Source organism: Streptomyces sp. NPDC090119 (genome assembly GCF_044747085.1).
In the GTDB taxonomy this organism is placed as follows: domain Bacteria; phylum Actinomycetota; class Actinomycetes; order Streptomycetales; family Streptomycetaceae; genus Streptomyces.
Genome location: NZ_JBIVDK010000001.1, coordinates 1,167,804 through 1,190,440, shown reverse-complemented (window position 1 = coordinate 1,190,440; position 22,637 = coordinate 1,167,804). Strand labels below are relative to the sequence as shown.

The window sequence follows — 22,637 nt, the reverse complement described above, 5'->3', positions numbered from 1 at the left end:
CCCGCGCCGGGGCACAGCGGGACCATGGGTAACTACGACAACTCGATCACCGTGGCCGTCCCCGCGGACCGCCTCTTCGACTACCTCTCGGACGTGGAGAACCTCCCGTCCTACCTCCCCCGGCTGACCTCGGTCGAGCCGGAGGGCGGCGACCGGGTCACCGTCACCGCGCACATCGACCCGCCCGGCGAGCCCGAGCAGGACGTCACCAGCGAGGCGTGGGTCCATGTGCTGGAGGCGGGCAAGAGCCTGGAGTGGGGCGCGCCCGGCCCCGACGACTACCACGGCCGGCTGCACGTGGCCGCGGGTGACGAGGCGGGCAGCTCGCGGCTGACCGTCGAGCTGCACACCGACAACGTCGAGGGCGAGCACGTCAGCCGCGGCCTGGAGGAGGCCCTGCACGGCATCAAGCGCGCCGCCGAGCAGTCCGCCCGCTAGCGCGTAGATCCTCCCTTCCCCGGCTCGGGCAGGAAGCCCGTGCTCTGGAACCAGGTGAGGTAGCGGGCGAGGACCTCGTCGGTCAGCTCGGGCTGGTGGACGCCGAGGACGCCCACCGCCTTGGCCGTCTGGTGGGAGTCGAAGCGCCGCCGGTCCATCGCCTCGTGCGCGGTCTGCGGCTCGTCGCCGAGGAAGAGCTGGGCCGCGTTGCCGGGGTCGGCGGCGACGCGGGCCTGCCATTCCTCGACCGGGACGGTGCTCAGCTCGTGGCCGAGCCGGGCGGCGGCCTCGAAGACGCTTCCCAGGTTCGGGGCGTCCGGGTTGGTGAAGTGGTACACCTCGCCGCCCGGCTGCACCGACTCGGTGAGCGCCACGACCGCCCGGCTGACGTGGTCCACCGGCACCCAGTCGGTGGAGCCGTACGGCAGGTCGGGCACCGCCCCGGCCTGCAGGCAGCCCTTGATGAGCTGCCAGAGCAGGTCCCGGTCCTGGCAGGCGCCGGTGGCGGTGTCGCCGCTGATCCGGCCGGGTCGGTGCACGGTGACCGGCAGACCGCGTTCGGCGGCGAGTCCGACCAGGCCCTCCGCGACCCACTTGCTGCGGGCGTACCCGTCGGGCAGGTCGGCCGACGGCCCGGTCGGGGTGGACTCGGTGATGACGACCGGGTCGGGTCCGGTCGCCGGGGCGAACACGCTGGTCGTCGAGATGTAGTGCAGGCCGGGTGACGCCGAGTCGGCGAGCAGCCGCAGCAGCTCCTCGGTGCCCGCGACGTTCGGGGCGCGCAGATCCCCGTATCCGGCGGCGAAGTTGACGCGTGCGCCGTTGTGCAGGACCGGGCCAAGGCGGCGGACCAGCGCGGCCCGGTCCTCCGGGGTGAGGCCGAGGCCGGGGGCGGCGAGGTCGCCCGGCACCGCGTTGATCAGGGTCTCGTAGCGCGGCTGCCAGAGGCCGTAGTGCTCCAGGTTGGCGCGCAGTCGCTGGGCGGCCCGGCGGGGGTCCTCGGCGCGGACCAGGCAGTCGACCGGACCGTCGGTGCTCTCGATGAGGTCCCGCAGGAGGAACGCGCCCAGGAACCCGGAGGCGCCGGTGAGCAGCGGGCGGGTGCCGGGGCGGGCGCTCCTGCGGGCGGTGGCCGTGATGTCCGGTGCGAGGCGGACCTCGGCAGCGAGGTCGAGCCCACCGCCGTACCCCTGCTCCCCCGGTGTGCGGTCCAGCAGGCGGGCGACGCCCTCCACCGTCGGCGCGGAGAAGAGGTCCCGCAGGGAGAGACGGCGGCCGCAGCGCTCCTCGATCCGCTGGGCGAGGGTGACGGCGAGCAGGGAGTGGCCGCCGAGGGCGAAGAAGTCGTCCCGGACGCCGACTTGGGGGACACCGAGGGTCTCGGCGAACGCCGTGCACAGCTCACGTTCGAGGTCGGTGCGCGGGGCGATGCTCTCGCCGGGTGCCGTCTGCTCGGGTGCGGGCAGGGCCTGCCGGTCGGTCTTGCCGTTGGGGGTGAGGGGCAGGGCGTCGAGCGTGACGTAGGCGGCCGGGACCATGTGGTCGGGCAGGGTCTCGGCGAGGCGGGCGCGCAACTCGGCCGCGTCCGGGACCTCTTGGGCCTCCTCGGGGACGGTGTACGCCACCAGGCGCCGGTCGCCGGGGCGGTCCTCGCGGACCATCGCGCAGGCGGAGCCGATGCCGGGCAGCGCGGTGAGGGCGGCCTCGATCTCGCCCAACTCGATGCGGAAACCGCGCAGTTTGACCTGGTCGTCCACGCGGGAGACGTAGAGGAGTTCACCGTCGGCGGTCCAGCGGGCCAGGTCGCCGGTGCGGTACATCCGGCTGCCCGGGCGGTCGAAGGGGTCGGCCACGAACCGGGTCGCGGTCAGGGCGGCCCGCTCGTGGTAGCCGCGGGCGAGGCTCGCGCCGGAGACGTACAGCTCGCCGACCACGCCGGGCGGTACGGGGGCCAGCCGGTCGTCCAGGACGTGCACGCGGGTGCCGTCGACGGGGACGCCGATGGGCACGGTGCGGTCGGGGGCGAGCGGGCCGTCTGCGTGCTGGAAGGCGCTCATGGTGGCGCAGACGGTGGTCTCGGTGGGCCCGTACGCGTTGACGAGGTGCCGGTCGCGTGCCCAGGTGTGCACCAGGTGCGGCGGGCACGCCTCACCGGCGAGGACGATGGTGGTGCCCTCGGGCAGCGAGCCGGCCGGCATCACGGCGAGCGCGGCGGGCGGCAGGGTGAGGTGGGTGACGCCGCGTTCCTCGACGGTGCCCGCGAGGGCGGGGCCGGGCAGCAGGGCGTCGCGCTCGTCGATCTCCAGGCAGGCCCCGGAGAGCAGGCCCATGCACATCTCCCAGAACGCGGCGTCGAAGCTGACGGACGCCAGGTGCAGCACCCGGTCGCCGGGGCCGACCCGCAGCCGCTCGGCGTGCGTCCGGGCCAGCGCGCCGACCCCCCGGTGGGTGACCACGACGCCCTTGGGCAGGCCGGTGGAGCCGGAGGTGTAGATGACGTACGCCGGGTGCGCGGGGTCGGGGTCACCGGGGGCGGGCGCCGTGCCCTGCGTGAGGTCCCGCACGTGGACGTACGGCACCGGCAGCTCGGGCAGCCGCTCGCGCACCTCGGGGGTGGTCAGCAGCAGCCGCGGCCGGGAGTCCCCGACCATGTGGGTGAGGCGGCGGGCCGGATACTCGGGGTCGAGCGGAACGTACGCGGCTCCGGCCTTGAGGACCCCGAGCAGGGTGATCAGGAGTTCGCGGGTCCGGGGCAGCGCGACGGCGACCCGGTCCTCGGGGCCGATCCCGCGTGCCGCGAGGCCGGCGGCGACCGAGTCCGCGAGGGCGTCCAGTTCGCGGTAGGTGAGCGTGGTGGTGGCGTCGCGGACCGCGGGCGCGTCCGGGGTGTCCCGGACCCGGCGCCGGAAGAGTGCCGGGACGCTCTCGGGCCGGTCGGCCGCGGGGCCGGTGCCCCAGGCGGTGACGGCGGCGCGGTCGGCGTCGGTGAGCACGTCGTAGGCGCGCAGCGGCAGGTCGGGGTCGGCGGTGACGGCGGTGAGCAGCCCGGTGAGGCGCGCGCCGAGGGCGTGCACGGTGGCCGCGTCGAAGAGTTCCGTCGCGTAGTCCACGGCGGCCCGCATCGCGCCCGGTGCGCCCCGGTCGTCGTGGGTCTCGGTGAAGGTGAAGGACAGGTCGAACTTGCTGACGTCCAGCTCGATGGGCACCGGGCTCACCGTGAGGCCGGGCAGCTCGACCGGGGCGGCCGGGCTGTGGTTCTGGAGCACCAGCATGGTCTGGAACAGCGGGTGGTGGCTCTGCGAGCGGGCGGGGTTGAGGAGTTCGACCAGCCGCTCGAAGGGGAGGTCCTGGTGGGTGTAGGCGGAGAGGTCGAACTCCTTCACCCGGTGCAGCAGTTCGCGGAAGGTGGGGTCGCCGGACAGGTCGGTGCGCAGGACGAGGGTGTTGACGAAGAAGCCGACCAGATCGGTGGCGGCCTCATCGGTGCGTCCGGCGACGGCGGTGCCGAGCGGGATGTCCTCGCCCGCGCCGTGCCGGGACAGCAGCAGGGACAGGGCGGCCTGGAGCACCATGAAGACACTGCAGCCGCTGGTCCGGGCGAGGTCCGTGATCCGGCGGGCGGTGTCGGCGTCCAGGGTGAAGTCGTGCGTGGCGCCGATGTGCTGCGGCACGGCGGGGCGCGGCCGGTCCCACGGCAGGTCGATCAGTTCGGGCAGCCCGCCCAACGCCCCCTTCCAGTGCTCCAGTTGCCCGGAGAGCACGCTGTCCGGGTCGTTCTCGTCACCGAGGAGGGTCCGCTGCCAGAGGGCGTGGTCGACATGGTCGACCGGGGGCGCGGTCCACGCCGGGGCCCGACCGCCGACGCGGGCCCGGTAGGCGGTGCCGAGGTCGCGGGTGAGGGGCGCGAGGGAGGAGCCGTCGGCGGCGATGTGGTGGACGACGAGAACCAGCACATGGGAGTCGTCGGCGAGCCGCAACAGGGTCGCCCGGATCGGGAGTTCGGTCTCGATGTCGATGGACTCGGCGGCGATCCCCGCCACGGCCCCGTCCAGCTGGTGCTCGTCGGCGTCCCGGACGGTGAACGGCACGTTCGCCGCGCCGGGTTCGGTGATCTGCTGGTGCGGGCCCTCCCCGTCGGCCGGGAAGAGGGTGCGCAGCGCGGAGTGCCGGGCCACCACGTCGTCGAGCGCGGCGCGCAGGGCCTCCTGGTCCAGCGGGCCGTCGAGGCGTACGGCGAAGGGGATGTTGTAGGTGGCCGAGGGGCCGTCGAGCCGGTGCAGGAACCACAGGCGCCGCTGGGCGTAGGACAGCGGCAGCACCTCGGGGCGCGGCTGCGGGACCAGGGCGGGGCGGGCCGGGCGGTCGCCGTCGGCGAGGACGGCGGCGAAGGACGCGACCGTCGGGTGCTCGAAGAGGGTGCGGATCTCGGTCTCGGTGCCGAGCGCGGTACGGACGCGGCCCACCAGCCGGGTGGCGAGCAGGGAGTGGCCGCCCAGGGCGAAGAAGTCGTCGTCGACGCCCACTTGGGCCACACCGAGCACGTCGGCGAAGAGTCCGGCGACGATCTCCTCGTGCGCTCCGCGCGGTGCCCGTCCCGCGGCTCCCGGTCCCGCACCCGTGGGCGCGGGCAGGGCGGCCCGGTCGATCTTGCCGTTGACGGTCAGTGGGAGGGCGTCGAGCGGCTGGATGGCGGACGGCACCATGTAGGAGGGGAGGTGGCGGCCGATGTGCGTGGCCAGTCGGCCGGGGTCGGCGGTGTGGCCGGGGGCGGGGACGACGTACGCGGTGAGGGTGCGGTCGCCGGGGAGGTCCTCGCGGACCAGGACGCAGGCGGCGCGCACGGACGGGTCGGTGCGGAGGACGGCCTCGATCTCGGCGGGCTCGATGCGGTGACCGCGCAGCTTGATCTGCTGGTCGGCGCGGCTGACGTAGTGGATCAGCCCCTCGGTGTCCCGGCGGACCACGTCACCGGTGCGGTACATGCGGGTGCCGTCGCCCTCGAAGGGGTCGGCGACGAACCGGGTGGCGGTGAGGTCGGGCCGCCCGAGATAGCCGCGCGCGACTCCGGGACCCGCGATGTACAGCTCGCCCTCGGCGCCGGGCGGTACCGGGCGCAGGGCCGCGTCCAGGACGTGGGCCCGCATGCCGTCCAGGGGGCGGCCGATCGGGGGCATGCCGGGCGGGGCGTCGGCCGGGACGTGGTGGAGGGTGGCGAAGGTGGTGGTCTCGGTGGGGCCGTAGGCGTTGAGGACGGTCGTGTCCGGGTGGGCGGTGGCCAGGTGCTGGAGCACGCCCGGGGTGGCGGCCTCGCCTCCGGCGGCGGCCAGCCGGAGCAGGCCGAGGGCGCCGGGGTCGGTCTCGGCGATGACGTTGAACAGGGCGGTGGTCAGGAAGGCCGCGGTCACCCCGTGCCGGGCGACGAGGTCGCGGAGCGTCTCCGGCTGGAGGGTGCCCTGGGGGGCCACGACGACCCGGCCGCCGCTCAGCAGCGGCGCCCAGATCTCGAAGGTGGCCGCGTCGAAGACGTACGCCGAGTGCATGAGTACGGCGTCGGCCACCCCGTCGGCCCAGGTGCGGTCGGCGGCGAGGGCGGTGATGTCGGCGTGGGTGACGCCGACGGCCTTGGGCAGGCCGGTGGAGCCGGAGGTGAACATGACGTACGCGAGCCGGTCGCCACCGGACACGGCGGGCAGCGCGCCGGGGGCGAAGGGGCCGCCGCTGAGGACGCGTCCGGCGGGGTCCACGGTCAGCACGGGGATGTCGAGCCCCCGCACCCAGGGGTCGTCCCGCGTGGACTCGTCCACGATCAGGGCGCGCAGCGGGGCGGACTCGGTGACCCGGTCGAGGCGTTCGGTGGGCCAGCGCGGGTCGAGCGGGACGTAGGCGGCGCCCGCGCGGAGGACCGCGAGAGCGGCGGTGACCTGGGCGGCGGAGCGGCCGAGCAGGATGCCGACCCCGTCCTCCGCACCGACCCCGGAGCCGGTGAGGGCCTGGGCGAGGCCGGTGGACAGCTCCTGGAGCAGCCCGTAGGTCAGCTCCTCGCCCGCGCCGGTGACGGCGACCGTACCGGGGTGGGCCTCGGCCTGCCGGTCCACGGCCTCCGGGACGCTCAAGCTCCGTACGTTGAGCCGGAGTTCCTCGCCGCGCCCGAGCGCCAGCAGTCGTTCCCGCTCCCCCTCCAGCAGCAGCGGCACGCTGTCGGCCGGTACGTCGAGGCCCTCCGACATTCGGGTGAGCAGGCGGTGCATGCGGGCCACGGTCTGCTCGATCTCGGTGCGGTCGAGCAGGGCGGAACGGTAGCCGAAGGTGATGCGGAGGCTGTCCTCGCCGGGGGCGATGGTGAGGGTGAGCGGGTAGTGGGCGGCGTCGGTGCCGTCGATCCCGGCGACGGTGAGGCCGGCCATGCCCCGCTGGGCGGTGCGCAGGGCCTCGGCGTCGAGCGGGTAGTTCTCGAAGACGGCGAGGGTGTCGAAGAGCCGGTCGAGTCCGGCGGTCTCGCAGATCTCGGTGAGGCCCACGTACTGGTGGCCCAGCAGCCGCGCCTGCTCCTCCTGGAGCCGGGTGAGCAGCGCGGCCAGACTCTCGCCGGGCTCGGGGCGCAGCCGCACCGGGACGGTGTTGATGAACAGGCCGACCATCGTCTCGATGCCGGGTATCTCCGGCGGCCGCCCGGAGACGGTGGTGCCGAACACCACGTCGGAGCGTCCGGTGAGGTGGGCCAGCACCAGGCCCCAGGCGCCCTGGACCAGGGTGTTCAGGGTGAGCCGGGAGGCGCGGGCCGTCTCGCGCAGCCGGTGCGTGGTGTCCCGGTCCAGCTCCAGCACGAGGCTCTCGGGCAGCTCGGCGGAGTCCGGTCCCTCGGGCGCGTTCCGCCCGGCGAGCAGGGTGGGCGTCTCCAGCCCGTCCAGCGCGTCCCGCCAGGTGGCCAGCGTGGCGTTCCGGTCCTGCGCGGCCAGCCAGGCGAGGTAGGTGCGGTACGGGGTGACACGGGGCAGCGTGAGGTCGTCGCCCTGGTGGGCGTACAGCTCGAACAGCTCGCGCACCAGCAGCGGGACGGACCAGCCGTCGAAGAGGAGGTGGTGGCTGGTCATCACCAAACGGTGCCGGCCGGGCCCGGTGTGCACGAGGGTGAACCGCATCAGGGGCGGGGTGGTGAGGTCGAACCGGCGGGTGCGGTCCTCGGCGAGGAACGCGTCCAGCGCCTCGGGGCCACCGGCCGTGAGGTCCAGCTCCTCCAGCGGTACGGGCACTTCGGCGGCGACCGCCTGGACGGGCTGGTCCAGGTCCTCGTGGAGGAAGCCGACCCGGAGGTTGGCGTGGCGGCGCAGCAGGGTGCCGATGGCGGAGCGCAGCCCGTAGACCCGGACGGTGCCTTCGAGGTCGAACACGAACTGGGTGGTGTAGACGTCCACGGCCTGGGAGTCGTAGAGCGAGTGGAAGAGCATGCCCGCCTGCAACGGCGTCAAGGGCAGTACGTCCTCCAGTTGGAACCCGGTCACTTGCGTCCACCCCACTTGTTCTGAAGTCGGTCGATCTGGGCCTGGTCGAGGGAGACCAGGGGAAGGTCGGAAGGCGTGTAGCCGCCCGCGTCGGGCTGTTCGGCGTGTTCGGCGACGGCGCGCAGGGCGCGGGCGAAGGCGTCGGCCAGGTCGGCCACGTCCTCCTCCTTCAGGAGGTCGCCGGGCCAGGCCCAGCGGGTGACGAGGACGGGCCCGTCGGGGCGGTCCTCGGTGTGCGCGTTGATGTCGATGACGTGGTGGACCGGCATGTCCGGGTCCTGGCTGCGCGGCTGGCCGCCGTCGAGCAGGACCTCCCAGTCGCCCGCGCTCTCGGCCGAACCGGCGTACCGGCCCAGGTAGTTGAAGCCGATCTGCGGGTCCGGGGCGGTGAGCCGGTCGCGGGTGGCGGGGTTGAGATGCCGCAGCATGCCGTAGCCGACGCCGTGGTCGGGTATCGCCCGCAGCTGTTCCTTGATCTGCTTCACGGCGCGGTCGATCAGGGTCGCGTCGAAGCGTGCGGGTTCGACGACCCGGCCGGGGCCGGGGTCGAGCCGGACGGGGTAGAGGCTGGTGAACCAGCCGACGGTGCGGGAGAGGTCGATGTGGTCGGCGAGCTGTTCCCGGCCGTGGCCCTCCAGGTCGATCAGGACGGAGGTGTCGTCCGTGCGGCCGGTGCCCCGGTCCTCGCGCCAGGCGCGGATCGCCAGGGCGAGCGCGGTGAGCAGGACGTCGTCGACCCCGGCGTGGAAGGCGGCGGGCGCGGTGGTGAGCAGCGGGTCGGTCCAGCGGGCGTCCAGGTGGGTCGTGAGGGTGCGGGTGTGCTCGGCGGTGTCGCGCTCCGCGTCGAGCGGCCGGTGTCCGATGCGCGGGTCGGGAGTGTCCAACACGCTTTCCCACAGCGGGAGTTCACGTTCCCGCTCGGGGCTGCGGGCCTGGGTGGCGAGGAGGCGGGCCCAGCTCCGGTACGGCGTGGCGACGGACGGGAGTGCCGAGGGCGTGCCGGTGGCCGTTCGCCAGGCGGTGGCCAGGTCGGCGCCGAGCACCCGCCAGGAAACCGCGTCGACGGCCAGGTGGTGGACGACGATCAGCAGTCGGCCGGGGGTGCGCGGTCCCGCGTCGCCCCATACGGCCTCGATGACGTGGCCGTCGGCGGGTCGCAGCCGGGCGCGGGCCTGTTCGCCCGCCTCGGTGAGCGCGGCGGTCGCGGCGGCGGCGTCGAGCCCGGTGATGTCGAGCCGGGTGAGGCGCTTGCGGGCCAGGACCGAGCCGGGCGGCTGTGCGTACAGGACCGGCTCCTCCTCGGTGGAGCGGGCGACCCGCATGCGGAGCATGTCGTGGTGGTCGATGAGGAGTTGCAGGGTTTCGACGAGGGTTTCCTCGTCGGCGTCGGCCGGGGTGCGCAGGACCGCGGACTGGTTGTAGCCGTCCGTGGCACCGGGCCGCTCCAGGAACCAGGCCGCGATGGGTGTCGGCGGCATCTCGCCGGTGCCCGCCTCGGCGGGTTCGGCGGAGTCCGCGGTCAGCACGGTGGCGACGGCCGCGATGGCCTCCGGTGTGCGGTGCACGAAGACGTCGCGCGGGGTGACGGCCAGCCCGGCCTGCCGGACCCGGCTGACGAGCTGGATGGACAGGATGCTGTCGCCGCCGAGCGCGAAGAAGTCGTCGTCGGTGCGTACGGCGTCCGCCCGCAGCACGGAGGCGAACACCTCGCACAGCACGCGTTCGCGCTCGGTGCGCGGCTCCCCGCCCGGCCGGGTGCCGGTGGCGCGGGCCGGGGCGGGCAGGGCGCGCCGGTCGGTCTTGCCGTTGGTCATCAGCGGCAGCGCGTCCAGGTGTACGAAGACGGCGGGCGTCATGTACGGCGGGAGCGCGTCGGCCAGCCCCCGGCGCAGCGCGTCGTCGGCCACGTCCGCGGCCGCTCCCCCGCCGGGCACGACGTAGGCCACCAGGCGGCGTTCGCCCGGCTGGTCCTCGCGGACGAGGACGCAGGCGGCGGTGATGCCGGGCAGGGCGGTGAGCGCGGTCTCGATCTCGCCCAGCTCGATGCGGAAGCCGTTCAGCTTGACCTGGTCGTCGGCGCGCGAGACATAGCTGAGCAGGCCGTTCGGGTCGCGCCGGACGAGGTCGCCGGTGCGGTACATCCGGCTCCCGGCGGGCCCGTACGGGTCGGCGACGAAGCGGGTCGCGGTGAGCCCGGCCCGGCCCAGGTAGCCGCGCGCCAGGCCGTCGCCCGCGATGTACAGCTCCCCGGTGACGCCGGGCGGCACGGGCTGGAGGCGGGCGTCGAGGACATGGGCGCGGGCGTTGTCGATGGGGCGCCCGAGCGGCACGCTCCCCTCGGCGGTGTCGGTGTCGTCGTCGGTGTGGTGGTGGGCGGTGGCGTCGATGGTGGTCTCGGTGGGCCCGTACAGGTTGTGCGGCTCGGCCCGCCAGGTGTCCCGGATACGCCGGGCCAGGGTGCGCGGCAGGGATTCGCCGCCGCACAGCACGGCCCGCAGGGTCGTGGGCGCTTCCTCGCCCGCTGTCTCGGTGAGGACCAGCGAGAGGTGGGAGGGCACGAACTGGGCGATGGTCACGCCCAGTTCACGCGCCCGGCCGAGCAGTCCGGCGGGGTCGTGGTTGAGGGCGGCCGGTACCGGGCAGGTGGAGCCGCCGTGCAGCAGCGGCAGCCAGGTCTCCCACACCGAGGCGTCGAAGCTGGGCGAGGTCCGGGCGAGGACCCGGTCGTCGTCGGTGAGGGCCAGGTGGTCGGCCATCCACGCCATGTGGTTGGTGAGCGAGGCGTGGGTGACGACGACACCCTTGGGACGCCCGGTGGAGCCCGAGGTGTAGATGACGTACGCGGCGTCGCGCGGGTCGGGCGCGGTGGCGGGCGGGGCGATGTGGCCGGTGGACCAGGTGGCCCGGTCGTCCAGCGCGAGGAAGGGCAGGGGCAGTCGGCGCTGTTCGACGCGGTGGGCGTGGGTGAGCAGGAGGACGGGGCGGGCGTCGGACAGGGTGTACGCGATGCGCGCCTCGGGGTGGTCCAGGTCGATCGGCAGATAGGCGGCCCCGGCCTTGGTGACGGCGAGCATCGCCACCACCTGGTCCGGGGTGCCCTCCAGGGCGAGGGCGACGAGGTCGCCCCGGCCGATGCCCCGGCCGCGCAGATGGTGCGCGAGGTCGTTGGAGAGCTGGTCGAGTTCGGTGAAGGTCAGACCGTGGTCGGCACCGCGGACCGCGACGGCGCCGGGGGTCCGGGCACACTGGGCGCGGAACGCCTCGGGTGCCGTGCGGGCGGACACCGGCCGGACCGGCCCGAGGGCCGCCTCGGCCAGCCGCTGCCGTTCGTCCGCGCTCAGCACCTCGGTCTCGTGGACGAGCTGGCCGGGGTCGGCGGCGAGGGAGGCGAGGAGGCGGGTCAGCCGGTCGGCGAGGGTGTACGCGGTCGCGTGGGTGAACAGTTCGGTGGAGAACTCCAGCACCCCGTCGAGTCCCGTGGGCCGCCCGGCGGTGTCCTCGGTCTCGGTGAAGGTGAAGGTGAGGTCGAACTTGCTGATCCCGGTGCGCACCGGCTGCTCCGAGACGGTGAGGCCGGGCAGTTCGATGTCGGCGCCGGCCTGGTTCTGGAGCACCAGCATGGTCTGGAACAGCGGGTGGTGGTTCTGCGCCCGGTCCGGGCTGAGGGCGTCCACCAGCCGCTCGAAGGGCACGTCCTGGTGGTCGTAGGCGGCGAGGTCGAACTCCCGCACGCGGTCCAGTACTTCGTCGAAGGTGGGGTCGCCGGTGAGGTCGGTGCGCAGCACCAGGGTGTTGACGAAGAAGCCGACCAGGTCGTCCAGGGCCTCGTCGGTGCGTCCGGCGACGGCGGTACCGAGCGTGATGTCCTGCCCGGCGCCGTGCCGGGACAGCAGCACCGACAGGGCGGCCTGGAGCACCATGAAGAGGCTGCACCCGCGGGCGCGGGCCAGCGCCGCGAGGGCCTGGTGGGTGGCGGCGTCCACGGGGAAGGGGAACGCGTCCCCGCGGTGCTCGGTGACGGCGGGGCGCGGCCGGTCGGCGGGCAGCTCCAGCAGCTCGGGCGCTCCTGCCAACGCCTCACGCCAGAAGGCGAGTTGCCCGGCGGCCCGGCTTTCCGGGTCCTCCTCGTCACCGAGCAGGGCGTGCTGCCACAGCGTGTAGTCGGCGTACTGGACGGCGAGATCCGTCCAGCCGGGTTCCTCGTGCGCGAGGCGCGCCCGGTAGGCCTCGCCGAGGTCGCGGGCGAGCGGCGCGAGCGAGGAGCCGTCGCCCGCGATGTGGTGCAGGACCAGCACGAGGACATGGGCTTCGGCGCCGAGCCGCACCAGCCGGGCCCGCACCGGTGCTTCGGCGCTCACGTCGAAGGTGTGGGCGACCTCGGCGGCGAGCACCTCGTCCAGGCGGCCGGGGTCGGTGTCGCGGGGCGTGAGGTCGAGGTCGGCCGCCCCGGCGTCGAGGATCAGCTGCCGCGGCACGCCGTCGGTGTCGGGGAAGACGGTACGCAGGCTCTCGTGGCGTGCGACCACGTCGGCCAGGGCGCTCTCCAGGGCCTCGGCGTCCAGCGGGCCGTCCAGCCGCAGCACGAGCGGCACGTTGTAGGTGTCGCTGGGGCCCTCGAACCGGTTGAGGAACCACAGCCTGCGCTGGGCGAAGGACAGCGGCAGCGGGTCCGCCCGGTGCGCGGCCCGCTCCAGCGGGAGCCGTGCCTCCTCGGCGCCGTCGAGCACGGCGGCGAGCGCGGCCGGTGCCGGGTGCTCGAACAGGGTCTTGACGGGGACCTCCACGCCGAGCGCGGCCCGGACACGGGCGGTGAGCCGGGTGGCGAGCAGGGAGTGGCCGCCGAGGGCGAAGAAGTCGTCGTCGGGGCCGACCCCTTCGAGACCGAGGACGTCGGCGAAGAGTCCGCAGAGGATCTCCTCGCGGGCGCCACGGGCGGGGCGTCCGCTCACCGGCGCGTGCTCGGGGACGGGCAGCGCGCGCCGGTCCACCTTGCCGTTGGGGGTGAGCGGGAGCGCGTCGAGCAGGACGAAGGCGCTGGGCACCATGTAGGCGGGCAGCGATCGGCCCACGGCCCGGGCGAGGTCGGCGGGGTCGGGGCTCGCGCCGCTCGCGGGGACCACGTAGGCCACGAGGCGCCGGTCGCCCGGGGTGTCCTCGCGGACCACGGCGAAGGCGTCCGCGACCCCCTGGCAGGAGGCGAGGGTGTTCTCGATCTCGCCCAGCTCGATCCGGTAGCCGCGCAGCTTCACCTGGCCGTCGGATCGGCCGACGTAGGCGATCTGCCCGTCCGGGGTCCAGCGGACCAGGTCGCCGGTGCGGTACATCCGGCCGCCGGACGCGTCGAACGGGTCGGCGACGAAGCGGGTGGCGGTCAGGCCGGGGCGGCCCGTGTAGCCGCGCGCCACCCCGTGTCCGGCGAGGTACAACTCCCCCACCACGCCCGGCGGTACGGGCCGCAGCGAGTCGTCCAGGACGTGCAGCCGCATGCCGTCCAGCGGGCGGCCGATGGGCGGCGGTCCGGCGGGCAGGTCGGCGGCCACCGGGTAGCGGGTGGCGAAGGTGGTGGTCTCGGTGGGGCCGTACACGTGCAGGACGCGGGTGTCGGGCGCGAGCGCCGCGATCCGCTGCATGGCGTCCGGGGAGGCCAGTTCACCACCGGCGCACACCAGCCGCAGCCCGGTGAAGGCGCCGGGGTCGGTCTCGGCGATCACGTTGAACAGGGCGGTCGTCATGAAGACGGCCGTCGCCCCGTGCGTGTGCACCGCGTCGTCGAGCGCGCGGGCGTCCAGGACGCCCTCGGGTGCGACGACGATCCGGCCGCCGTGCAGCAACGGGGCCCAGATCTCGAAGGTGGAGGCGTCGAAGACGTACGCCGAGTGCATCAGCACGGCGTCGGCGGCGCCCTCCCGCCAGGCCGAGTCGGCGGCGAGCGCGACCACGTCGGCGTGGGTGACCCCGACACCCTTGGGCAGACCGGTCGAGCCGGAGGTGAACATCACGTAGGCCAGCGCGGCGGGGTCCGGTACGGGCACCGGGCGGCCGGGCCGCTCGGGGCCGCCGCGCAGGACGCGGCCGAGCCGGTCCAGCACGACCACCGGTATCCGTGCGGCGGCCGCGCCCACCCAGGGTGAGCCGTGGGCGTCCTCGTCGACCAGCAGGACCCGTACCCCGGCCGCCCCGGCGACCTGGTCGAGGCGCTCCTCGGGCCAGCGCGCGTCCAGCGGGACGTAGGCCCCGGCGGCGCGGACCGTGCCGAGCGAGGCGGTCACGACGGCCGGGGACCGGCCGAGCAGTACGCCGACGCCGGTCTCCGGGCCGACGCCGAGGCCCGCGAGGGTGGCGGCGAGTTCGGCGGAGAGGGTGTCGAGTTCGGCGTAGGTCAGGGTGGCGTCGGCGGCGGTGACGGCCGTCGCGTCCGGGGTGCGGGCCGCCTGGGCCGCGAACAGCGCGGGCAGCACGGCGGGCTCGTCGGTCGCGGGCAGGGCACGGCCGGCACCCCAGCGGGCGACGCGGGTGTGCTCGTCCGGGGTCATCAGGTCGTGTTCGGCGACCGGGCGTCCGGGTTCGGCCACGACCCGCTCCAGCAGGCGCAGCAGCCGGGCCGTGAGGTGCTCGACGGTGCTCCGGTCGAACAGCGCGGTGGCGTACTCGACCCCGGCGCCGAGCCCGCCGTCGCGGTCCTCGGTGAAGGCGAAGGTGAGGTCGAACTTGCTCAGCCCGTTGTGCACGAGCCGGTCCTCGACGGTGAGGCCGGGCAGTTCGGGGCGGACGCTGTCCTGGTTCTGGAGCACCACCATGGTCTGGAACAGCGGGTGGTGGTCGCGGGCCCGGACCGGGTTGAGGTGCTCCACCAGCCGCTCGAAGGGCACGTCCTGGTGCGCGTAGGCGGCGAGGTCGAACTCCCTTACACGTACGAGCAGTTCGCGGAAGGTGGGGCGGCCGGAGAGGTCGGTGCGCAGAACGAGGGTGTTGACGAAGAACCCGACCAGGTCCTCCAGCGCCTCGTCCGTACGGCCCGCGACCGGCGAGCCGAGCGGGATGTCGTCGCCCGCGCCGTGCCGGTGCAGCAGGGTGGCCACGGCGGCCTGGAGCACCATGAACAGGCTGCTGCCCGACTCCCGTGCCAGCTGCTTGAGACGGGTGTGCAGTTCGGCGGGCACCTCGAAGGTGTGCGTCCCGCCCCGGGGGTCGACGGCGGCCGGGCGCGGCCGGTCCAGCGGGAGGTCGATGAGGCCGGGCATCCCGGCGAGCGCGGTGTGCCAGTGGTCGAGCTGGCCGCGCAGCACGCCGTCGTCCTCGGCGTCCCCCTCGGAGGAGCCCTCGCCGAGGAGGGCGCGCTGCCAGAGGGTGTAGTCGGCGTACTGGAGCGGGGTGCCGACGGTCAGCCCCGGCTCGGCGCCTTCGAGCCGGGCCCGGTAGGCGGTGCCGAGGTGGCGGGCGAGCGGGGCGAGGGACCAGCCGTCACCGGCGATGTGGTGGACGACGAGGACCAGCACATGGTGTTCGGGCGCGGAGCGCAGCAGCAGGGCGCGCAGCGGCAGGTCGGTGGTGACGTCGAACGTCTCCCGCACGGCGGCCAGCACGGTGGCGTCCATGTCGGCCGGTGCCGTGCTCACCACGGGCAGCGCGGGCGTGGCCGCCTCGGCGGGCAGCACCGTCTGGTGCGGTACGCCGTCCCGCTCGGGGAACAGCGTGCGCAGCGCCTCGTGCCGCTCGATGACATCGCCGAGCGCGGCCCGCAGGGCGTCCGGGTCCAGGGCGCCGTCGAGTTCGAGGACGAGCGGGATGTTGTAGGTGGAGCTGGGCCCTTCCAGCCGGTTGAGGAACCACAGCCGCTGCTGGGCGTAGGACAGCGGCAGCGGCTCGGGGCGGTGCGCGGCGGGCAGGACGGCGGGGCGGGTCCGGCCGGGGGTGTCGAGGGCGCGGGCCAGCCCGGCGACGGTCGGGTGCTCGAAGAGGGTGCGCACCGCGACCTCGGCGCCGAGGACGGCGCGGACGCGGCTGACGACGCGCATGGCGAGAAGGGAGTGGCCGCCGAGATCGAAGAAGCTGTCGTGCGGGCCGACGGCCGGGCGGTGCAGGACGTCGGCGAAGATCCCGGCGAGCAGCTCCTCCTGCGGGGTGCCCCGGCCGGGCGCCACCGAGGTCTCGGCCTCCGGCTCGGGCTCGGGTGCGGGCAGGGCGCGCCGGTTCACCTTGCCGTTGGGCAGCAGCGGCAGTTCGTCGAGGACGACGACGGCGCCGGGCACCATGTAGTGCGGCAGCGCCTCGGCGAGGTCGTCGCGCAGGGTGAGGGCGCGCGGCGCCCCTTCGGCGGTGACGGCGTAGGCCACCAACCGGCGGGTGCCGGGGGTGTCCTCGCGGATGACGGCGCAGGCGGCACCGACGCCGGGGCGGGCGAGGAGCGCGGCCTCGACCTCGCCCAGCTCGATGCGGAAGCCGCGCAGTTTGACCTGGTCGTCGGCGCGGGCCACGTACTCGATGAGCCCGTGCCGGTTCCACCGTACGAGGTCGCCAGTGCGGTACATGCGGGCACCGTCGGGGTCGAACGGGTCGGCGACGAAGCGTTCGGCGGTCAGGCCGGGACGGCCCAGGTAGCCGCGCGCGAGGTTGGGTCCGGTGAGGTACAGCTCCCCGGTGACCCCGGCCGGGACGGGGCGCAGCCGGGTGTCGAGGACGTAGGCGCGCATGGTGTCGACGGGACGGCCGATCGGCACGGTCTCGGGCACCGGGCCCTCGCCGGTCCCGGGGACGCGGTGGGCGGTGGCGTCGATGGTGGCCTCGGTCGGGCCGTACAGGTTGTGCGCCTCGGCGTGCCAGGTGCGGGTGATGTCGTCGGCGAGGGCGCGGGGCAGCGGTTCGCCGCCGCACAGCACGGCGCGCAGCGCGGGCAGCGGTGCCGCGTCGGCGGCCTCGGCGAGGACGAGCGCGAGGTGGGAGGGCACGAACTGGGCGACGGTGACGGCGAACCGGTCCATCCAGCCGACCAGGGCGCGCGGGTCCTGGTTGGCGCCGTCGGGCAGGACGCACACCTCGGCGCCGTTCATCAGCGGCAGCCACAGCTCCCACACGGAGGCGTCGAAGCTGGTGGAGGTGCGGGCCAGGACGCGGTCGCCCCGGGTGAGGGACAGGTGTCGGGCCATCCAGGCCATGTGGTTGGCGAGCGCGCCGTGCGGCACGGTCACGCCCTTGGGGCGGCCGGTGGAGCCGGAGGTGTAGATGACGTAGGCCGGGTCGGCGGGGTGGAGCCTGTGCTCCGGCTCGTTTCCGCCGTCGCCCGGCAGATCGGGGTCGAGCCACGGCACGTCGGTGTGCGGCAGCGTCTCGTGGACGTCGCTCGTGGTGAGCAGGAGGACCGGGCGGGCGTCGGCGAACATGTGCCGGATGCGGGTGGCCGGGTAGCGCGGGTCCACGGGCAGGTAGGCGGCACCGGCGCGCAGGACGGCCAGCATGGCGACGACCGAGGTGACGGACGGGGGCAGGGCGAGCGCGACGAGCGTCTCGCGTCCGGCGCCGCGTTCGCGCAGCACCTGGGCCAACGCGTCGGCTCGGGCGTCGAGTTCGGCGTAGGTGAGGTGGGTGTCCGCGTCCCGTACGGCGATCGCGTCGGGGGTGCGGACGGCCCACTCGCGGACCGCTTCCGGGGCGCTCGTGGTGGGGAGCGGGCGGGCGGTGCCGTGGCCCTGGGCGAGCAGCCGGTCGCGTTCGCCGGGGCCGAGCGGGTCGAGGTCGCCGACGCGGCGGTCGGGGTGCTCGACGGCCTCGGTGAGGACGCGGGCGAACCGGTCGCACAGGGCGCGGGCGGTGGCCTCGTCGAAGAGGTCGGTGGCGTATTCGAGGTAGCCGCCGATGCCGCGGGCGGGCTCGGACCGGTCGGCGGAGGGCGCGTGCTCGGTGAGCGAGAAGGTCAGGTCGAACTTGCTGATCCCGGTGTGCCCGGAGCGGTCGCGGCTGGTGATGCCGGGCAGGTCGATCCCGGCCCGCTCCTGGTTCTGGAGGACCAGCATGGTCTGGAAGAGCGGGTGGTGGTCGCCGGAGCGCTCGGGGTTCACGGCCTCCACGAGCCGCTCGAACGGGATGTCCCCGTGGCTGAACGCGGCGAGGTCGAACTCCTTGACCCGGCCCAGCAGTTCCCGGAAGGTCGGGTCGCCGGACAGATCGGTGCGCAGCACGAGGGTGTTGACGAAGAAGCCGACCAGGTCGTCCAGCACCTCGTCCGCGCGTCCGGCGACGGCGGTGCCGAGCGGGATGTCCTCCCCCGCGCCGTGGGCGCGCAGGGTCACGGCGAGGGCGGCCTGGAGCACCATGAACGGGGTGCAGCCTGCCGCGCGGGCCAGCTGCACCAGCGCGGTGTGCGCGTCGGCGGGCAGGTCGAAGGGCACCGCCCCGCCGCGGTGGCTCGGGACGGCCGGGCGGGGCCGGTCCAGCGGCAGTTCGAGCAGGTCAGGGGCGCCGTGCAGCGCCTCGCGCCAGTAGGCGAGCTGCCGCCCGGCGAGGCTGTCCGGGTCGTCGTCCTCCCCGAGCAACTCCCGCTGCCACAGGGCGTAGTCGGCGTACTGCACCCGCAGCGCGGGCCAGTCGGGGGTGTCCTCCCCCGCCAGCCGGGCCCGGTAGGCGGCGCCGACGTCCCGGCTGAGCGGGGCGAGGGACCAGCCGTCGGCGACGACGTGGTGCGGGACCAGGACGAGGATGTGCCGGTCGGCGGCGAGCCGCAGCAGCCCGGCGCGGAAGGCGACGCCCCCGGCCAGGTCGAAGGGGGCACCGGCCAGCCCGGCCACCGCCTCCTCGGCCCACACCTCGGCGTCCGCCCCGGCCGGGGGCTCCGCCACGGCGAGCGGGACCAGGTCGGCGGCGTGCGCGGCGTCCAGGACGACCTGGCGGGCCACCCCGTCCTCCTCGGCGAACACGGTGCGCAGGCTCTCGTGCCGGACGACGACGTCGGCGAGGGCGCCGCGCAGGGCGTCGGTGTCCAGCGGGCCTTCGAGGTCGAGGACGAGGGGCACGTTGTAGGTGTCGCCGGAGTCCTCGGCCTGGTTGAGGAACCACAGCCGCCGCTGGGCGAAGGACAGCGGCACCGTGTCGGGCCGGTCCTGCGGGACGAGCGCGGGACGGGCCTCGCCGGAGGTGTCGAGCACGGCGGCGAGCGACGCGACCGTGGGGTGCGCGAAGAGGGTCCGCAGGTCGAGTTCGGCGCCGAGCGCGGTGCGTACCCGCCCGGTGAGCCGGGTGGCGAGCAGGGAGTGGCCGCCGAGGGCGAAGAAGTCGTCGTCCACGCCGACCGAGGTCACGCCGAGCACGTCGGCGAACAGGCCCGCCAGCACCTCCTCGTGGGCGGTGCGCGGGGCGCGCCCGGCGGCCGTGGTGGCGCGGGGTGCGGGCAGCGCCCGGTGGTCGAGCTTGCCGTTGGCGTTCAGCGGCAGCGCGTCGAGCAGCACGAACGCGGACGGCACCATGTAGGCGGGCAGCGTCCGGCCCACGGCACGGGCGAGCGCGGCGGCGTCCGGGGCGGTACCGGGCTCCGGCACGACGTAGCCGACCAGGCGCGGGTCGCCGGGCACGTCCTCGCGGACCAGGACGCGGGCGGAGCGTACGGCGGGGTCGGCGAGCAGGGTGTTCTCGATCTCGGCGGGCTCGATACGGAACCCGCGCAGCTTGACCTGCCCGTCGACGCGCCCGGCGTACTCGATGTCGCCGTCGGCGGTCCAGCGGGCGAGGTCGCCGGTGCGGTACATCCGGGCGCCGCTCGTCCCGTACGGGTCGGCGACGAACCGGTTGGCGGTGAGCGCGGGACGCCCCTGGTAGCCGCGGGCCACGCCCCGGCCGCTCACGTACAGCTCGCCCACCACGCCGGGCGGCACCGGGCGCAGCCGGTCGTCGAGGACGTACGCGTTCATGCCGTCCAGGGGTCGGCCGATGGGGGGCACGCCGGGGGTGTGCGCGGCGACCGGGTGGCGGGTGGCGAAGGTGGTGGTCTCGGTGGGCCCGTACGCGTTCAGCACGCGGGTGTCGGGCGCCGCGTCCGCGACGCGCTGGGTCAGGCCGGGGGCGGCGGCCTCACCGCCGGTGGCGATCAGCCGGAGCCCGGCGAAGGCGGCGGGGTCGGTCTCGGCCACGATGTTGAACAGGGAGGTCGTCAGGAACAGCGAGGTGACGCCGTACCGTTCGGTCATCTCCCGCAGGACGTGCGGCTCCAGGCCGCCGGGCGGCGCGACGACCACCCGGCCGCCGTTCAGCAGCGGCACCCAGATCTCGAAGGTGGAGGCGTCGAAGACGTACGCGGAGTGCATCAGCACCGCGTCCGAGACCCCGTCCCGCCAGGCCGAGTCGGCGGCCAGCGCGAGCACGTCGGCGTGGGTGACACCGACGCCCTTGGGCAGGCCGGTGGAGCCGGAGGTGAACATCACGTAGGCAAGCCGGTCGGCCCGCGCCACCTCGGCCGGGGTGCCGGGCCGCTCCGGGGCCCCGCGCAGCAGGCCGCCGCGCTCGTCCACGACGAGGACGGGGAGCGTCCCGGCCGCCCGCGCGACCCAGTCCGCGTCGGCGTTGGCGGCGTCCACCACCAGGGCGCGGACGCGGGCGGTCCCGGCGACCCGGTCCAGCCGTTCGGCGGGCCACGCGGCGTCCAGCGGTACGTACGCGGCACCCGCGCCCACCGCGCCGAGCGTGGCCGTCACCACGGCCGCCGAGCGGTTGACCAGTACGCCGACGCCGTCCTCGGCGCCGACGCCCCAGCCGCTCAGCGCGCCGGACAGCTCCGCCGCGGTCCCGGCCAGCTCGCGGTAACTGAGGGTGTGCGCCCCGCTCACCACGGCCGGGGCGTCGGGCGTACGGCGGACCTGCGCGGCGAACGCCCGCGGGAGCGCGGTGTCCACGGCGGGCAGTTCGGTGCCGCGCCCCTGCGCGAGCATGGCGGCGGTGGCGGTGTCGTCGAGCAACGGCAGCTCGGAGAGCGGGGTTTCGGCGTCCGCACCGGCCAGGGCCGTCAGGAACGAGACGACGGCGTGCTGGTGCAGCCGGACGTCGTCCGGGTGGTACAGCTCCGGGTTGGTGTCGAAGCCGATCAACGGCCCCTGACCCTCGGAGCGTTCGGAGACGAAGAGGGACACGTCGTCCACCGGGCCGATGGACAGCAGCCGTGAGGTGGCGGGGCTGCCGCCGAAGTCGAGGCCGTACTCGAAGCCCATGATGTTGACGACGACGTCGGTGAGGCGGGCCCCGTCGTCGGCCATGTTCAGCTCACGGGCGAGCTGTTCACGGGAGAAGCGGCGGTGGCGCAGCGCGCCGCGCATCTCGGCGGCGACGGCGCGCACCAGGGCGCCGACGGTCATGTCCGGGGTGACGGACAGGCGCAGCGGCAGGATGTTGGAGGTCATGCCGACGATGTGGCGCAGTCCGGCATGCCGGCCGTGGGAGGCGAGTCCGACCCGGACGTCGCGCGTAGCGGTGACGCGGGCGACGTAGGCGGCGACGGCGCTGACGAGGACGGCGGTCCAGGTGGTGCGGCTGTCGCCCCCGAGGCGGCTCAGCTCGTCCAGCACGGTGACGGGGAGGGTCTCGCCGGTGTGCAGCTGCACCGGCGCGTCGGAGGCGGCCGCGAGGGCCGGGGTGTCGGTGCGGCGGCGGATGAGCGGGGCGGCGGCGCGGGTGTCCGCGTCGGCCTGTGGGCCGTCCCCGGCCGGGGTGGTGAACCGGCCGGTCCAGTAGGCGCGGTCGGCCTCGGTGCGGCCGGAGGCGCGGTGGGCGGCCTCCTCCTCCACCAGGTCACGCAGGGGTGCGGCGGTGATCTCGGCCGGGTCCCCGCCCTGTACCGCGCGGGTGTAGAGGTCGGCGACGGTGCGGGCGAAGAGGGCGCCGCTGAGGCCGTCGACGGCGATGTGGTGGTAGCGGATGTACCAGTGGTGCAGCGTGGGGCTGAGTCGCAGCAGCGCGAAATGGTGCTGCGGGGCGTCCAGTCGGTCGACGGTGGCCATGTCGTCGGCCATGTACCGTTCGGCCGCGGCGGTCGGGTCTTCCTCGCCGCTCAGATCGACCCGGTGCAGTCGGCTCGGGGCGTCCGGTCCGGGGCGGACCACCCGCTGGCGAATCGTTTCACCGTCAGTGACGAACTCCAGGTGAAAGCTGTCGTGGAGGTGGACCGCACGGTCCACCGCGGCGGCGAATAATCCCTCGTCGAGGCCGCCGCGGATCTCCAGGCATTCCCCGATGTTGTATTTGGGGCTGTCCGGATCGACCAGTTGCCCATACCACACACCCTGCTGGGCGATGGTGAGTTCGAACGGTTCTTCGGGCGTCACAGCGAACGCGTCCGAGCGGTTTTCACGCATGCGGGATCAACCTTTGGGGAGAGGTTCCGGGGACGGTAAGGAAAGCCCGGGCAGAACGCATGCGCGTGCAGCGATTCGCCCCATGGCGTTTCCGTGACGGTGAAAGGAAGAATGTGCGTCTGTGAGATGTCGAAACGGCCGCGCCCATCCGCACTTCCGCTTACCGGCGCACGAGTGCCCGTCGTATCCACGCGCGTCGACCCCGCGGCCGGGGTGGGCCGCCAGGACCTCGGCGAGCGGGAACGGGAACCGGCGCGAGCGTCTCGCCGGCGGTGACGGTCGTCCGGCACGCCGACCCGGTGGCCCCCAGGGCGAGAGCGGCGCCCAGGGGATCACTTGGCGGCGAAATGCCGTGCGACCAGGCATGACACCCCGG

Annotated in this window: 3 protein-coding genes; 1 reads left to right on the top strand and 2 read right to left on the bottom strand. The window is 74.7% G+C overall.

Annotation, left to right across the window (positions count from 1 at the left end; all coding sequences use genetic code 11):
- Positions 1-24: 24 nt before the first annotated feature.
- Entirely contained in the window at positions 25-438 is a 414-nt protein-coding gene (locus ACIPPM_RS05425) for an SRPBCC family protein (RefSeq protein WP_389005467.1), read from the top strand.
- On the opposite strand, the gene ACIPPM_RS05420 is transcribed toward ACIPPM_RS05425, so the two are convergent.
- Together ACIPPM_RS05420 and ACIPPM_RS05415 are read right to left on the bottom strand one after the other, a co-directional pair.
- The gene (locus ACIPPM_RS05420) at positions 435-7,937 is read right to left on the bottom strand and encodes an amino acid adenylation domain-containing protein (protein WP_401443257.1); all 7,503 of its coding nucleotides are present in this window, start codon (positions 7,935-7,937) and stop codon (positions 435-437) included. The two genes, ACIPPM_RS05425 and ACIPPM_RS05420, sit on opposite strands and share 4 nt — an antisense overlap.
- On the bottom strand, positions 7,934-22,261 hold the full coding sequence (locus tag ACIPPM_RS05415) for an amino acid adenylation domain-containing protein (protein WP_401443254.1): 14,328 nt from the start codon (positions 22,259-22,261) through the stop codon (positions 7,934-7,936). The genes ACIPPM_RS05420 and ACIPPM_RS05415 overlap by 4 nt, the downstream gene beginning before the upstream one ends.
- Positions 22,262-22,637: the final 376 nt, after the last annotated feature.